We start from the raw sequence: 15156 nt of genomic DNA, 5'->3' as shown, positions 1-15156 counted from the left end.
CGTCTCAAGAAACCCGCAGACGGTTCAAACCGGGCTGTGAGTCGCGACCACATCCTCCGTAGGCGTGATCACGCCCGGCGAGACTACTGCGCCACTTCCAGCGCCGTCACCGTAAACACCCCGCCTACCCGATCCGCCACGAAGCGGATCTTGTCGCCCGCCTTGACCTTGTCCAGCATCGCCGGATCGCTCGCGCGGAACACCATGGTCATCGGCGGCATGTCCAGCCTGGCGAGCGGGCCGTGGCTGATGGTGAGCTTGCCGGCCGCCTTGTCCACCTTCTTCACCGTGCCTTCGGCATAGGCATCGGTTGCAGCGGCCGCTGTGGGCTCGGCGGCGTGGTGCGCGTCATGCTCGTTGGCGGCCTGCGCCGGAGCGGTGCCCAGGGCCAGGGTGGCGGCGAGCGCAGCAAGGGAAATCGCAAACTTCATGATGCATCCTTCGGTGATATCGCTAGGGTCGGAGTATGACGGGATCAGCCCGACCGCAGGCTGACCCGCAGATTACATTCTTGTCAGACTGGCGCCGGCTGCCTTGATCCGGCTCACTTCACCACCAGCGTGCCCTTCATCCCCGCCTGGTAGTGGCCGGGGATCAGGCAGGCGAACTCGAAGTCGCCGGTGCGGTTGAAATGCCACACGATCTCGCCGCTGCCGCCCGGCGCCACATGCGCCATCCACGGCTCTTCGTGCTCCATCTCGGGAAAGCGCTCCATCAGCGCGGCATGCTCGGCGAGCGCGGCGGGCGTGCCGATCACCATCTCGTGCATCACCTGGCCGCGGTTCTGGTGAGTGAAACGGACGGTCTCGCCCAGCTTCACCGCGATGCGGTCCGGCACGAAACGCATCTCGTCCGTCATCACGATCGGAATCGTGCGGCTCACCGCCTTCTCCTCACCGGCAATGCCCCATTCCTGTTGCTCCTTCGCCACCGCGGCCGGCTTCGCCCCGGCATGCGGCTTGTCGCCGTGGGCGAGGGCTCCGCGCTGCAGGGCAAACAACCCGGCCGCCAGCCCGGCGGCGAGAAAACGACGACGATTCTTCATGGCAAGCTCCATCGCTGTCGGGCGGCATTCGCGCCCGCGTGCATCTTCGACAACGCGGCGCGACCGCCGCTCAGTGGCCCTGATGACTGCCCGGCTTGCGCACCGTCATCTCCACCGCCGGCGCCGACGGCGCACCCGCCGCCTTGTGGCGTTCCGGTGCCGGCACAGCGCCGGTCCACTCCCGCGCCACCGTGCCCGGAGGATGCTTGAACCAGCCCGGATCGGAATAGTCGCCCGGCTTCTGCCCGCGCCTCACCTTCAGCGTGGTGAACATGCCGCCCATCTCGATCGCGCCGAAGGGGCCCTGGCCGGTCATCATCGGCAAGGTGTTGTCGGGCAGCGGCATCTCCATCTCGCCCATGTCGGCCATGCCGCGCTCGCCCATCACCATGTAGTCCGGCACTACCTGCTGGATCTGCTCGACCAGGCCGCGGTGGTCCACGCCTATCATCGTCGGCACGTCGTGGCCCATCGCGTTCATGGTGTGGTGCGACTTGTGGCAGTGCATCGCCCAGTCGCCTTCTTCATCGGCGATGAACTCGATCTGGCGCATCTGGCCGACGGCGATGTCGGTGGTGACCTCCGGCCAGCGCGACTCCGGCCGTGTCGGGCCGCCGTCGGTGCCGGTGACCTCGAACTCGTGACCGTGGATGTGGATGGGGTGGTTGGTCATCGTCAGGTTGCCGATGCGCACCCGCACGCGGTCGCCCTTGCGCACGTTGAGCGTATCGATGCCGGGAAAGGCGCGGCTGTTCCAGGTCCACAGGTTGAAGTCCAGCATGGTGTTCACCTTGGGGACGTAGCTGCCCGGCTCGATGTCGAAGGCGTTGAGCAGGAAGCAGAAGTCGCGATCCACCGCGGCGATGTGCGGATGCGGTTCGCGCGGGTGGGTGACCCAGAAGCCCATCATGCCCATCGCCATCTGCGTCATCTCGTCGGCATGCGGGTGGTACATGAAGGTGCCGGGACGGCGCGCGACGAACTCATAGACGAAGGTCTTGCCGGGCGGAATCTGCGGCTGGGTGAGGCCGCCGACGCCGTCCATGCCGTTGGGCAGGCGCTGGCCGTGCCAGTGGATGGTGGTGTGCTCGGGCAGCCGGTTGGTGACGAAGATGCGCACCCGGTCGCCTTCCACCACCTCGATGGTGGGGCCGGGCGACTGGCCGTTGTAGCCCCACAGGCGGGCGACCATGCCGGGCGCGATCTCGCGCTCCACCGGCTCGGCGACGAGGTGGAATTCCTTCACGCCTTGGTTCATGCGCCAGGGCGCCGTCCAGCCGTTGAGGGTGACGACCGGGTTGTAGGGGCGGCCGCTCTTCGGCTGCAGTGGCGGCGCGGTGGCGGCGCTGGTCTGGATGGCGGGTTCGGGCAGGGCGGCCAACGCCACCCGGCTGACGCCGGCGGCGGCCACGCCCAGGCCGGCGAGGCCGGCACCGGCGAGAAAGCGGCGGCGGTCGGGTTTGGGATCTTGGCTCATCGGGGGACGGACTCCGGCTATCAATGACCGCCGCCATCGGCGGCGGGGGCGGCGCTGGCCTGCAGCGCGAGCGGGGCGATCGGCGTGCCGAGCATGGCGGCGCGCAGCGCGGCATCGGCGAGCCAGAAGTCGCGTTCGGCCTCGAGCGCGGCGATCACGCCGGCGGCGCGGCTGCGGCTGTCGGCGAGCAGCTCGAACACGCCGATCAGCATGCCGTTGTACTGGAGCACGCTCTCCTCGGCGATCCGGCTGCGCAGCGGCACGATCTCGTCGCGGTAGTGGCGGGCGAGGTCGTGGGCGTTGCGGTAGCCCTCGTAGCTGGCGCGCAGCTGCGAACTGGCGTTGCGCGCCACCTGCAGGCTGCGGTTGAAGGCGGCGAGGTAGCGTGCCTCGGCACCGGCCCGGCTGGCGTCGCCGAAGTCGAACAGCGGCAGCGGCAGTTCGATCTCGAAGCCGCGCTGCGGCGCTTCGCCGGTTTCGCTGTTGTTCACGCCGGCCACATGCAGGCCGTTGACGATGCTGGTGACGCGGGTGAGGCCGAGATCCTTTGCCGTGCGGTCGAGGTCGGCGCGCGCCAGACGGATGTCGAGCCGGTCCTCGACCAGGCTGCGGCCGACGCCGGCTTCATCCAGCGGCGTGGCAGGCAGCTCGGGCAGGCGCGCCGGCAGCCGCAGCGCCGCCGCCTGTTGCGGCGACAGGCCGAGCAGGCGCACTAGCGCCTCGCGCGCGCCGGTCGCGGCCTGGCGGGCGCGGATGCCGCCGGCGACGGCGTCGGCATGCAGCGACTGTTCGCGCGCCGCCTGCAACTGGCTGAAGTTGCCCACCGCCCGCATGCGCTGCGCGAGTTCGGCGCCCGCGGTCGAGGCGGTGGTGAGCTGGCCCCAGGCGGCGGCGATCTGCTGCGCGGCCACCGCCTGCGTCCATGCCTGGCGCACCGCGGCGACGCGTTCGACCAGCGCGGTCGAGGCCTGCAGCCGGGTCTGCTGCTGGCGCAGTTCGGCGCGCTCCAGCCGGGCGGGCAGCAGCAGCAGGTCGAGCAGCGAGATGCCGAGCGAGCGGCCGATGTCGAGTTCGGTGTCGCCGTCGTGGCGGCGCACCAGCTTCTCGAAGCTGAACACCGGGTTGGGCATGCGCGCCGAGGCGGTGGCGTCAGCCGAGGCGGTGGCCGCTTCGGCGAGCACGATCTGGAAGTCGGGGCTGTAGCCGAGCGCGATGCGCACCGCGTCGTCGGCGGCGAGCGGACCGGCGGCGAGCGTACGGTCGACCTCCTGCGTCATCGCCTCGCGTTCGGCGTCGCTGCGCAGCCAGCGCGGCTCGCTGCCGAGCCGGGCGCCGCCGTAGTCGGTCAAGGCGCGGTAGTTGTCGTCGATGGCGGTACTGGCGCAGCCGGCGAGCAGCAGCGCCGCCGCGAGCGCGGCGGGCAGGCGGAGGCGGGGCGTCATCGTGCGGTCTCCGCCGGTTGGGGCTGCAGATGGCCGCCGTGGCCGCGCAGGCCGCCGACCTCGTCGTTGACCTCGCGCCAGTCGCGCAGCGGTTCGTCGGCGCGGTAGGCGCGGTAGTCGGACAGCGTGGAGCGGAAGGGCGGCGGCGTCTCGGGCGCGGCGGCGGTCGGCGCCGCGGTTTGCGGCGGCTGTGGCGCGGTGGCGGGCGGCGCGTCGGCGGCCCGGGCCGGCACGGCCAAGCCGAGCAGCACGGCGGCGAGGCTGCCGATGCGGCAGGCGGTTGCTCTCATCGGGGCGTGATCTGTTTTGGGTTGTGATGCGGCCGGCGCCCGGGCGCCGGCCGTGGTCCGCTCACTTAGCCGGCCCTGCCGGGGTGGCGGGCGGCTGCATCATCATGGGCATCTTCATCATGCGGTTCATCATGCCCATGTGCCGCTGCATCATCTGCATGTGCTCGCGCATCATCTCGGGGGTGACGCTGCCGTCCATCATCATCGGCGGTCCGCCGCGGCCGGCGCCCGGACCCATGGGGCCCGCGCCCGGGCCGCCGGCCATCGGGCATTGCGGCATGCCCTGGCCGTAGGCTTCGAAGGCCTTCAGCTGCTCTTCCATCAGCGCCATGCGGCGCTCGGGGTCCTTCTCGGCACGGATCGCCTGCATGCGCACCTGCAGTGCGGGCAGACTGGCAGCCGGCGGCCATTCGCCGCTGGCCGGCGCAGCGGGCGGCACCGCCAGTGCGGCCGATGCGGCCACCGTGGCGGCGAGCGCGAGGGCCATGGGCAACATGCGCAGGGATTTCATGATCGATCTCCTTTCCGTCCGGGGGCGGGCATTGTTCTTCGGCATCGAACACCGGGACACGCTGTCATGATGCGGGCGCCTCGCAGTCGCCAGGCTGACCCGCGGATTACATCTTTGTAATCTTGGTCGCGGCGTCGGCGGCGGCAGGCACAATGGGGCCGCAACGCGAATTTCGAGAGTGAATCACCGTGAAGATCCTGATCGTCGAGGACGAGCCCAAGACCGGCGACTACCTGCGCCAGGGCCTGGCCGAGGCGGGTTTCGTCGTCGACCTCGCCCGCGACGGGCTGGACGGCCTGCACCTCGCGCTCGGCGGCGAGCACGACCTGATCGTGCTGGACGTGATGCTGCCCTCGCTCGACGGCTGGGGCGTGCTGCAGACCCTGCGCCGCGCGGGCCACCAGATGCCGGTGCTGTTCCTGACCGCACGCGACCAGGTGGAAGACCGGGTGCGCGGGCTGGAGCTGGGCGCCGACGACTACCTGGTCAAGCCCTTCGCCTTCTCCGAGCTGCTCGCCCGGGTGCGCACCCTGCTGCGGCGGGGCAAGAGCAAGGAGCCCGAGGTGCTGCGTGCGGCCGATCTCGAGCTCGACCTGCTGCGCCGGCGGGTGATGCGCGGCGGCCATCGCATCGACCTCACCGCCAAGGAGTTCGCCCTGCTCGAGCTGCTGTTGCGCCGCCAGGGCGAGGTGCTGCCGCGTTCGCTGATCGCCTCGCAGGTGTGGGACATGAATTTCGACAGCGACACCAATGTGATCGAGGTGGCGGTGCGGCGCCTGCGCGCCAAGGTGGATGAAGCCTTCGAGCCCAAGCTGATCCGCACCGTGCGCGGCATGGGCTATGTGCTGGAGGCGCCGGAGCCGGCATGAAGCGCAGCATGCCGCTTTCGCTCACCGCACGGCTGGCGCTGCTGTTCGCCGCGCTGACGGCCAGCCTGCTGATCGTCGTCGGCCTCGTCATGGGGCGGGCGGTGGAAGGGCATTTCCGCGAGCTCGACGAACACGAGATCGCCGGCAAGCTGCGCCTGATCGAGAACCTGGTGCGGCGCGCCGACACCCCGCAGGACGTCGAAGCCCTGCCGCAGCGACTGGACGAGGCTTTCGTCGGCCACGACGCGGTGGCGGTGCTGCTGCGCGATGCCGAGGGCAGCGCGATCTACGCCCTCCACGCCGGGCAGTTCGCCGCCGCGCAGATCGAAGGCGTGCCGCTGCCGCCCGGCGGCGTTTGGGCACGGGACGGGCGCCACTACATCGGCCGCGAGGCCAGCCTGGTGCCGCCGGCGGGCGGCGGCATGGGCGATGGCGCGCTGCGGGTGCTGCTCGGCCTCGACGTCTCGCACCACATCCACTTCCTGGACGAGGTCCGCAACCGGCTGTGGGCGGGCATCTCGCTGTCGGCAGTGGTGGCGGCGCTGCTCGGCTGGCTGGCGGCGCACAAGGGGCTGGCGCCGCTGCGCCGGGTGACCGCCACCGCCGAGCGGCTGTCGGCCGAACGCCTGGGCGAGCGCCTGGCCGAGGGCGACGCGCCGGCCGAGGTGCGCGAACTGGTCGAAGCCTTCAACGGCATGCTCGACCGGCTGGAATCCTCCTTCCGGCGCCTGTCCGACTTTTCCGCCGACATCGCCCACGAGCTGCGCACGCCGGTCTCCAACCTGATGACCCAGACCGAGGTGGCGCTGTCGCGCGCGCGCTCGGCCGACGAGTACCGCGAGGTGCTGGCCTCCAACCTGGAGGAGTACGAGCGCATCGCGCGCATGGTGAGCGACATGCTGTTCCTCGCCCAGGCCGAAAATGGCCGCCTGCCGCGGCCGGAGGAAACGGTGGCGCTGCAGGACGAGGCGCGGGCGCTGGCCGAGTTCTATGAGGCGCTGGCCGAGGAGCAGGGCGTGGCGATCACGGTGAGGGGCGCGGCGGAGGTGACCGGCGACCGTCTGATGCTGCGCCGCGCGCTCGCCAACCTGCTGTCCAACGCGCTGCGCCACACGGCGCGCGGCGGCACGGTCGAGATCGCCATCGAGGCCGGTGCCGACTGCGCGACGCTGGCGGTGCGCAATCCGGGCGAAACCATTCCGGCGGCCGAGCTGTCACGCATCTTCGAGCGTTTCCACCGCGCCAGCCGCGAACGCGAGCGCCACGGCGAAGGGGCCGGACTGGGGCTGGCGATCACCCGCTCCATCGTCGAGGCCCACGGCGGCCGGGTCACGGTGGAGTCGGCCGCCGGGCTCACCACCTTCCGCATCGAACTGCCGCTGGCGGCGGCCTGAGCGCCGCATCGCCGTTCCACCGACTTCAATCCGGAGCATCCATCATGAAGAACCTCCTTTCCACCGCTCGCCGCCTGCTGCTCGCCGCCGTCCTCGGCGGGACCGCGCTGGCCGCCCCGGCCTTCGCCGCCGGCGAGGAAGTGACCATGTACAAGGACCCCAACTGCGGCTGCTGCGGCAAGTGGGCCGAGCACATGCGCAGCCACGGCTTCAGCGTCAAGGAGATCGCCACTCCGCGCATGGGCGAGGTCAAGCGCGAGGCCGGCGTGCCGCAGGCGCTCGGTTCCTGCCACACCGCGAAGGTGGGCGGCTACATCGTCGAGGGTCACGTGCCGGCGGCGGACGTCAAGCGCATGCTGGCCGACAAGCCCAAGATCGTCGGCATCTCCGCGCCGGGCATGCCGCAGGGCTCGCCGGGCATGGAAGGGCCGTTTCCGCCCGACCGCTACGAGGTGGTGAGCTTCGACCGCGAGGGCAGGCGTGCGGTGTTCGCCAGTCACTGAGGCGGACCGCCTGGCGCGGGATCCGCAGCACCCTCAATGCGGTTTGAGGCAGTGGCAGTAGATGAAGTGCTGGACCTTGCCGGCGGGCGTCAGGTGTTCCTCGTCGCGGTGTTCCAGCAAGCGGAAGGCGGCGCCGAACTCGTCGTGCAGGCTGTCGGCCGAATAGCGCATCACCGGCAGACCGCTGCATTGCAGCGGGCCGTCGGGCGCAAAGGTGGCGACGATCACGTGGCCGCCCGGCTTCACCGCCCGCATCACCTGCTGTACGTAGGCGCGGCGTTGCGCCGGCTCGGTGAGGAAGTGGAACACCGCGCGGTCGTGCCAGACATCGAAATGGCAGGTGGGTAGCGGCACGGTGGTGACGTCGCCCGCGATCCAGCGCACGGTGTCGGCCGGCGCGCCCAGCCGCCGGCGGGCAATGGCGAGCGCTTCCGCCGAAAGGTCGAGCACCGAGAGGTGGCGATAGCCGTCGGCGAGCAGGTCGTCGACCAGCGTCGATGCACCGCCGCCGACGTCGATGATGGCCGCATCACGGCCGGCGCCGGTGCGGCGGATCAGATCCAGCGACAGCGCCGCATGCGGCTGGTACCAGCTCACCGACTGTGCGGCCTTGGTGGCATAGACCTCGTCCCAGTGCGTCCTGATGTTCATCGCGCCTCCGCGTGCCTTTCGTGCTTCGATTCTAGGCCCTCGAGCGGGTGCCGGGTAGCGGGGTCAGAAACGGGGCGCGTTGGGATTGAAGAAGGGGTCGGGCTGGCGCGGATTGGCGGTCTTCTGCGCATTGCTCGGCGGGCTGACCATGACGATGCTGGCGCGGGCGTCCTCGCGCAGGTTGATGGTGGCGCTGGCGCCGCCCTGGTGGTAGCTGCGCATCAGCGCGAGCGCGAGTTGCACGAAGGGTGAGCTCACACCGGTGTCGGCAACGCGGCGGGTGAGGTCGTAGCTGTTGGCGGGATCGTCGATGGCGAGCGGGTTCGGGGTGGCTTCGGCGCTCATCGCCAGGGCCAGTGGAATCAGGCGGCGGCCTTCGCCGGCGGTGTCGTAGAAGAGGCGCTGGGGCGCAGCGCCTTCGGGCAGCGTGGCGAGCGCCTGTTTCCAGGCTTCGGCCATGGCGGCGGCGCGGTGGCGATCGCCCTGGGGGCCGGTCGGCGCATCGAGCGGTACTTCAACCGGGCGGTGCAGGTAGCCGAGCAAGGGTGCGTTGTCATACTGCCTGAGCTGCCATTCGGTCCAGCGCACCGGCACCCAGGGGCTGGGCTTGAAGCCGGCTTTGCGCTTCCAGAAGGCAAGCAGCTGGCCCTGGCTGCCGTCGGGGTCGATGCGGGCGATGAGCTTCTGCTGGTGTTCGTGCCAGAACTGCCACGGCATGGTGGTGTGGTTGTCCGGCAATTTGTGGTAAGCCGTATCTGCGTTCCAGTAGTCGTGCCACAGCTGGATGACGTCGTACTGGGTGTCGAGTTTGTTGATGTCGTAGGGGACATCGACCACATAGGGCCGGATGTCGCGGTCCACCCGGTCGGAGCGGGTGACGAGGAGGGCAACGATGGAGTCGGGGATGGTGGGGACGAAATGGCCGTTTCTGATGCGCGTTGCACGCAGTTCCTGACTGTCACCGCTGAGAAGAACGGCGGCGGGTAGCTGCGGATGGCGGTCGAAGAAATCGAAGAGTTGGGCTATCAGTTGATCGCTGCCGTCTCCCTCGCGTTGATCGAGCACGGTGAACAGGTGGATGGCCATGCCGCCGTTTTGACGGCCACGATTGATGCGCAGGGCGGGTGCATCCAGGCTGACTGGACCTGCCACCAAGATCGGGATTGGCCAGCGCTCGACCCAGCCGTTGAGCGTCGATTCGAAGGCGTCAGCCTCGCGCTTGTCGTAATCCTGGCTGCGCCCCCTGTCTGACCATTCATAGTCTTGCGGATTCTGGGACAGGGGGCTCTGGAAGGCGTCGTTTCGCTTGTCGATGGCTTCCCAGAGGCGACCTTGACGGAAGCGGTGCAGGGTCAGACCCACTCCCCGAATCTCCAACGTGAAGCGCCTGTGGCGGTCTTGGTGCTCGATCTCGTGTTGTGCCTGTACCTGCTCCGTCTGGTGCTGTCGCTGTTCGGCGGCTTCCGTACGATTGCTGGCCATCCCCCAGAGCACGAAGAAGCCCGTGGTTGCGGCAAGCAGTGGAGGAGCGAATAGCGTTGTCAGTCTGGAGGCCATGGTCGGGAACTCGATGGAGATCATCGGGATGTGTTCTGCTGCGATTGCAAGGAGTAAAAGCCATGCGGTAGTCGCGGTGAGCACGACTGCGACTGCAGGGATGAGGCGGGGGCGCGAACTGGACCTGAATTGAAAGCTCATCATGCTTGGCCGACAGCTGCACGCTCAGCCCTTGTCTCGCTGACGATCTCGTCCGGCAATGGATCGTTCAGGATATGAGTCGGAAATTCGCCCAAGTCGTAGTAGCGCCAGATTGCGTCGATCAAGTCCTTCGTTTTGGTAGGAAGCTGCTCGAAGCACGCGAGCCTCCTTTTTTCTCTCTCGGACAACGGTGTTCGCCAGTCCGCCATCGCTAACAGCAAGGCCCGCCAGTCGTCGTCCTCCAGCGATTTCGCCTGCCCGACCGCCACGTCCATCGCGGTGACCCAGCGGTGGTGTTCGGGGTTGCCGACGATGGATGAGTGATAGGAGTTTTCCATGCCCTTGGTGTCGTCCTGGTAGCGCTGGCGCGCTTCGAAAGGGGTTTCGGTACGGTCGACTTCGACGATGCCGTATCCATCGCGGCGCACCCCATGAACGGTGGTCCGGTCGCCTTCCGGCCTGCCGTTGTTGTAGGCGAACTCGAGCTCTCGCAGGGTGGGGAGCGGGCCGCTGTGCGGGAGGTCGGGGCGCTTCTCGCGCTTGCGCCGCAGGCGGGTGCTGGCGACCGCGACCGAGGCATCGATCGGGTCGTAGCCTATCCGGCCGCGGTAGCGCGGATCGGCCGGCTTGCTGTTGCCCAGTTCGTCGTGGTGCAGGTCGGGCGTGAAAGGCGGCAGTAGTGGCTCGCCGGTGATCCTGCGCGTATCGCCGTGACAGGCACCGCTACGGCCGAAGGTGAAGCCGGCGGTATCGTAGGCGGGCTCGCCCTTCAGCCGCAGGGTATGGCGATAGGGTGAGGCCAGCCCGATCTGGGGTGCGCCATCGTCGCGCCGGCGCCAGGTCCACACACGCTGGAGAAAGCGCGGGCCGAGCCGGTCGAGCACCGGGTGCTCGGCCTCTCCGGCTTCGCCGTTGGGGTAAGCCAGCGTGTCGGGCACGCCGAAGGTGCCGATGCCTTGAACATTGGCCAGCCCGACAGTAAGGTCGTGGGAGCAGAAGTAGAGGTAGACCTTGCCGCGGTTGTCGCGCTCGGCGAAGACGATGTGCTCGCCCAGGGTGGTCGGATGGGGCCGCCGCCCCTGCTCCGGCGACCATTCCAGACCGGCGCGGCCGGTCGAGCAGATGTTGTTGTTGAGGCTGTCCAGCGGCGGTGAGGGATGGGGTGAGCGGCACACCTTGTTCACCAGTCGGACCAGGGTTTCGACCCGGGCGCGGGTGGTTTGCTGTTCGCTGCCGCTTTGTGAGACCCGGTCCATCCAGGGTTCGTGCAGGCCGTAAGGCGGATGGTTGAGGATGAGGCAGTCGGCCGGGCGTTCGGTCCAGGCCTGGGCGAGCAGCGAGATCAGGCAGCCCTGGCTGTGGCCGATCACCGTGACGGTCTCGTCGGGATCGACCAGCCGGATTGTGTCGATCAGGGCGGCCAGGCGTTTGGCCGCGAGCGCCATGTAGCTGCGGTTGGGCGCGGTATTGAGCGGATGGGCGTCGTCGGCGCCGAGATTGGCGAGCAGCACCCAGAAGTCCTTGCTGAAGTTGCCGCCGAACATGTCGGGGATGTTGCTGGTGGCATTGGCGAACATGCCGCCACCCTTGGCGAAGTCGCGGTCGAGGCGGTTGCCGTGGATGTCGACGACCTCGTTGTTGACCAACTCCTTGCCAATGTCCAGCTTGTCCGCCCGGTAGCCCCAGTAGAAGGGAATCACCGGGCTACGGGTATCGGCGTTGTCGCGCAGGCGGTAATAGACCTTGTCGGGGTCGGGCACGACAGGTTCGTTCTCGACCGGAAGGTTGTAGTCGTTCGGGTAGAGGTCGGTGCGGGAGAGTCGTTCGTTCAGCCCGGCGCACAGTCCGTTGTCGAAGGCGTGATAACTGGTGCCGACGTCGTTGACGCCGTGTACCAGGATGATGATCCCCGGCTGTCCGCGTGGCACCCATACGGGGTGGTCGCGGTAGCGGTTGGGTAGCAGCGGCGCACTGCCGCGGCCGACTTCGCGCGGCTGGGTCTTGTCCATGGTGTCGGGCGGCGCGAACCGCCATGTCCGGATTCTTCGAGTGGAGATTATGCAATATGAGTTTTGCGGTTGTCATTAGATCGGGCGCCCGCCCGTGCCGTTGCGGGGCTGCCCGAGCGACCGGCGAGGTGGACCGTCGATGTGCGCAATGCAGGGTGAAGCTGTTGATGTGCGCTTGCCGGCGGGCTGTGTAAGATTGAGGAAAAACCTTGCTGGAGAAGGACCATGCCCGGTTGCAGTTGCGGTTCGAGTTGCGCTTCGCAGACCTCGATCAGCCCGCGTTTTCGCAGGGCGCTGTGGGTGGCGCTGGTGATCAATGCGCTGATGTTCGGTGTCGAGCTCGTCGCCGGCCTGCACGTCGGTTCGGTGTCCTTGCTGGCCGACGCGGTGGATTTCGCCGGGGATGCCGCCAACTACGGCATTTCGCTGGCGGTGCTGTCGCTGGGTCTGGCGTGGCGTTCGCGCGCCGCCCTGGTCAAGGGCGCTTCGATGGCGGGCTACGGTGTTTTCGTGCTGGGGAAGTCAGTCTGGGCGGCCTTCGGCGGCGTGCCGCCCGAGCCGGTGACGATGGGGGCGGTGGCGCTGCTGGCACTGCTTGCCAACGCCGGCGTCGCGCTGATGCTCTATGCCTTCCGCGAAGGCGATGCCAACATGCGGTCGGTGTGGTTGTGCAGCCGTAACGATGCGATCGGCAACATCGCGGTAATCCTCGCCGCTGCGGGCGTTTTCGGCACCGGCCAGGGATGGCCGGACATCGTGGTGGCCGGAGTCATGGCGGGGCTGGCGCTGTCTTCCGGCCTGGCGGTGATCCGCCTCGCACGGCATGAACTTGCGCAGCGGGCTGCGCCCGCCGAGTCGCCCGTGCTGGTGACGTTGGGGGCGACTTCCCCGCCGGATCGGTCGGGCTGACCCGCCCGATCCGGCGGAAGCCGGCTTACTTGGGCATTGCCTTCCCGGCCGATGCCTTGTCCTTCAGCAGAGCATCGCCGGCCCGGGAATGGTCGGTGGCGGCTTCGTTCATTCTCTTGGTGGCGCGATCCATGCCGGTTGCGCGTTCGGCGGCGTTTGGTCCATTGGTGTTGGTGGATCCCTGCGTGCTGAGATGGCCGGCGGATTGTCCGCCGCTCAGTGCCTGGCTGGCCGAACCGCCCGTGGCGGCACCGTCATTGCCGCCACGGGCCAGTACGGTCGTGCTGCCGGCAGCGAGCAGAATGGTGGCGAGCAGGGTGGAAATGCGCTTGATCATGGTCGTCTCCATGTTTGATCGGATGACGGGCTGGCCACCGAATCTTCAGATCGCGGTTTGCCCTGGCAACACGATAGGCCAGGGCTTCCACAAGGCTGTTTCTACCGGGTTAGGAATTGTGTGGTGGTGTATTCGTCGTGGCGCTTCGCGCCGGAGGGGCGCCGGGAGGGCGCCGAGCTCGCCTTGCCCTGGGGCTGCTTGCCGGCAGCAGGCCTGCTCGGCTGGCCGACCGTCGTGTTCCTGGCGTGTGTGCTCGGCGCTGGCGATGGCCTGGGGTGCTCGCTCGTGCCGGAATTCGATACACCTGCTGCCCCGGGGTGTGCCGTTGACTGGCAAATACACGCCATGGACAGCCCGACCGGGGCCGTGAGCATGTGTGACCGGGCGGGAGCGGAAGGGCCGTTCCGGCGCGACGGTAAGGTCAGCGCTGCTCAGCCGGCCGCCTGTTCCAGCAGTTCTTCCGGGATGTCTTCGGGGCAGAGCTGCCCAGCTTCGTCCCCCATCAGCGCGAGGATGAGGCGTAGCCGGTTGTTCAGTTCGCTCAGGTTGCCGGGCCAGCGGTGGCGGCGCAGCAGCGCGATCGCATCCGGACAGACATAGACCGGGCGGTCGGGGCAGGCGTCGCGGACGAAGCGGCGCACCAGCGCGTCGAAGTCGCTGCGCTCGCGCAAGGGCGGAAGCAGGATGCTGTGACCGCCGCAAGCCGCGAAGGCGTCCATCGACAGACGCTGTTCGCGGATCAGGGTGTCGAGCGGGCTGCGGGTCGCGGCGATCAGCCGGGTGGAGGCCGAGGCGGCGGCGAAGAGGCGCACCTGTTCGGCCAGGGGCAGCGCATCGGTATCGATCAGGTAGAGGACGCCGCCTTCGGCCTGCCGCAGGGCGTGGTCGGTTTCGTCCTGCAGGTTGGGGCTCATGGCCAGCGCGGCGCAATCCACGCTCACGAATGCGCTGTCGCCGCAGTAATCGTGATGGTAGGCGTGCACCAGGTGACGCTTGCCGGTGCCGGTTTCGCCTTCGATCAGCAGCGGCCCGGACTGGCGCGCCCATTGCGCCAGGGTGGCCAGTGCCGCGGCGATGCGCGGGTCACCGAGATTGATGGTGTCCAGCAGCGACCGCTTCGGCGTCGTGGCGGCTGGCCGGGCGCGCGGTGCCGGTGCGCGCAGGGTGGCGCGTGCCACGCAGGTCCGGCCCTGAACGGTGCGCAAGGGAAAGGGCGTCTGTTGGCCGAGCGCTGCCCAGTCGACCAGGCGGCGCCAGTCGGTGGCAAAGCATTCGCCGCAGGATGAGTCGGGGTACTCCCGATAGAGCTTGAGCAGACCACGGGCGGCGCGGTTCAGGGCGAGCAGGCGTCCGCCTTCGTCGAAAACCGCGAGCGCCTCGAACGGCGTGCCGATGAGATCGGCGCGCAGGTGAAAGCGCAGTGTGAGAAAACCGTCGTCCAGGCTTTCGATCAGACGGTGCTCGATCAGTTCGGCCGTGGTCCGCAGCAGCGCGTCGGCATGCGAGAGGTCCGCCCGTGCGTCGGTGGAAATATCGAGGATGCCAGCGATGCCGCCGGTGGGCGACAGAATGGGTGTCGCCACGCAGGTGAGGAAGCGGTTGCGCTCCAGGAAGTGCTCGTTGCCCTGTACCGCGACGATCTCGCCGGTTTGCAACGCCGTGCCGATGGCGTTGGTGCCCATGCTGGCCTCGCTCCATTCAGCGCCAGGGCTGAGCGCAACGCGGGCGGCGCGGTCGAGAAAACCGGTGTCGCCGAGTGCGCTCAGGATGAGCCCCTGCTTGTCGGTCAGCAGTACGGTCGAGGACGGGCAGTCGATCTGGCGGTAGAGGTTTTCGATCACCGGCTGGGAGAAGGTCAGCAGCCGCGCGTTGGCTTCGAGACGATCCGCCAGGTCGGTTCGCGCTAGCGCGCTCTCCGGCAGGGCCTGCCCCGGATCCAGCCCATGCTCGTGACTACGCAGCCACGAAGCGCGCAGCGTCGCGGGCAGGTTGGCGGGAAGGGAGCCGGAGTTCATGCGCAA

The 15156-nt window shown here is 68.6% G+C and carries 15 protein-coding genes; 4 read left to right on the top strand and 11 right to left on the bottom strand.

The features are described from left to right. Positions 1-83 precede the first annotated feature (83 nt). The 6 genes from CJ010_RS18495 to CJ010_RS18470 all read right to left on the bottom strand — a co-directional run bounded on the left by CJ010_RS18495 (position 84) and on the right by CJ010_RS18470 (position 4765). Complete coding sequence (locus CJ010_RS18495; RefSeq protein WP_141019416.1) at positions 84-431, bottom strand: copper-binding protein; 348 nt, start codon at positions 429-431, stop codon at positions 84-86. A 113-nt stretch (positions 432-544) separates the two neighbouring features. Continuing rightward, complete coding sequence (locus CJ010_RS18490) at positions 545-1045, bottom strand: plastocyanin/azurin family copper-binding protein (RefSeq protein ID WP_141019415.1); 501 nt, start codon at positions 1043-1045, stop codon at positions 545-547. 70 nt (positions 1046-1115) lie between these two features. Then, the gene (locus tag CJ010_RS18485; protein WP_141019414.1) at positions 1116-2522 is read right to left on the bottom strand and encodes a copper oxidase; all 1407 of its coding nucleotides are present in this window, start codon (positions 2520-2522) and stop codon (positions 1116-1118) included. A 20-nt stretch (positions 2523-2542) separates the two neighbouring features. After that, entirely contained in the window at positions 2543-3964 is a 1422-nt protein-coding gene (locus tag CJ010_RS18480; protein WP_141019413.1) for a TolC family protein, read from the bottom strand. Further along, entirely contained in the window at positions 3961-4254 is a 294-nt protein-coding gene (locus tag CJ010_RS18475; RefSeq protein ID WP_141019412.1) for a hydrolase, read from the bottom strand. Before CJ010_RS18475 ends, CJ010_RS18480 begins: the two co-directional genes overlap by 4 nt. Before the next feature lie 61 nt (positions 4255-4315). Continuing rightward, the gene (locus CJ010_RS18470; protein ID WP_240794405.1) at positions 4316-4765 is read right to left on the bottom strand and encodes a hypothetical protein; all 450 of its coding nucleotides are present in this window, start codon (positions 4763-4765) and stop codon (positions 4316-4318) included. A gap of 188 nt (positions 4766-4953) precedes the next feature. Between CJ010_RS18470 and CJ010_RS18465 the strand changes: the two genes are divergently transcribed. Genes CJ010_RS18465 through CJ010_RS18455 form a run of 3 tightly spaced genes read left to right on the top strand, consistent with a single transcriptional unit; the run spans position 4954 to position 7531 of the window. Next, on the top strand, positions 4954-5634 hold the full coding sequence (locus CJ010_RS18465) for a heavy metal response regulator transcription factor (RefSeq protein ID WP_141019411.1): 681 nt from the start codon (positions 4954-4956) through the stop codon (positions 5632-5634). Continuing rightward, positions 5631-7028, top strand: a complete 1398-nt coding sequence (locus CJ010_RS18460; RefSeq protein WP_141019410.1) for a heavy metal sensor histidine kinase — start codon at positions 5631-5633, stop codon at positions 7026-7028. Before CJ010_RS18465 ends, CJ010_RS18460 begins: the two co-directional genes overlap by 4 nt. A 44-nt stretch (positions 7029-7072) precedes the next feature. Beyond that, positions 7073-7531: a DUF411 domain-containing protein gene (locus CJ010_RS18455; protein WP_141019409.1), complete on the top strand. Its 459-nt coding sequence runs from the start codon at positions 7073-7075 to the stop codon at positions 7529-7531. A gap of 33 nt (positions 7532-7564) precedes the next feature. Here CJ010_RS18455 and CJ010_RS18450 read toward each other — a convergent pair whose 3' ends face one another. From CJ010_RS18450 to CJ010_RS18440, 3 genes are all read right to left on the bottom strand, one after another. Continuing rightward, positions 7565-8182 (bottom strand): class I SAM-dependent methyltransferase, encoded by a 618-nt coding sequence (locus CJ010_RS18450; RefSeq protein WP_141019408.1) that lies wholly within the window; start codon positions 8180-8182, stop codon positions 7565-7567. A 63-nt stretch (positions 8183-8245) separates the two neighbouring features. Continuing rightward, entirely contained in the window at positions 8246-9763 is a 1518-nt protein-coding gene (locus CJ010_RS18445) for a DUF2875 family protein (RefSeq protein WP_168224983.1), read from the bottom strand. A 116-nt stretch (positions 9764-9879) separates the two neighbouring features. Then, on the bottom strand, positions 9880-11889 hold the full coding sequence (locus CJ010_RS18440) for a DUF3274 domain-containing protein (RefSeq protein ID WP_141019406.1): 2010 nt from the start codon (positions 11887-11889) through the stop codon (positions 9880-9882). A gap of 225 nt (positions 11890-12114) precedes the next feature. Here CJ010_RS18440 and CJ010_RS18435 point away from each other — a divergent pair, with 225 nt between their 5' ends. After that, positions 12115-12798 (top strand): cation transporter, encoded by a 684-nt coding sequence (locus CJ010_RS18435; RefSeq protein WP_141019405.1) that lies wholly within the window; start codon positions 12115-12117, stop codon positions 12796-12798. A 25-nt stretch (positions 12799-12823) separates the two neighbouring features. Here the strand turns inward: CJ010_RS18435 and CJ010_RS18430 are convergent, their stop codons facing one another. After that, on the bottom strand, positions 12824-13135 hold the full coding sequence (locus tag CJ010_RS18430; RefSeq protein WP_141019404.1) for a hypothetical protein: 312 nt from the start codon (positions 13133-13135) through the stop codon (positions 12824-12826). Positions 13136-13566: 431 nt separating this feature from the next. Next, the gene (locus CJ010_RS18425) at positions 13567-15150 is read right to left on the bottom strand and encodes a sigma-54-dependent Fis family transcriptional regulator (RefSeq protein ID WP_141019403.1); all 1584 of its coding nucleotides are present in this window, start codon (positions 15148-15150) and stop codon (positions 13567-13569) included. Positions 15151-15156: the final 6 nt, after the last annotated feature.

It is taken from the genome of Azoarcus sp. DD4 (assembly GCF_006496635.1).
In the GTDB taxonomy this organism is placed as follows: Bacteria; Pseudomonadota; Gammaproteobacteria; order Burkholderiales; family Rhodocyclaceae; genus Azoarcus.
The sequence above is the reverse complement of the archived record's forward strand: the minus strand, read 5'-3'. Positions and strand labels throughout refer to the sequence as shown.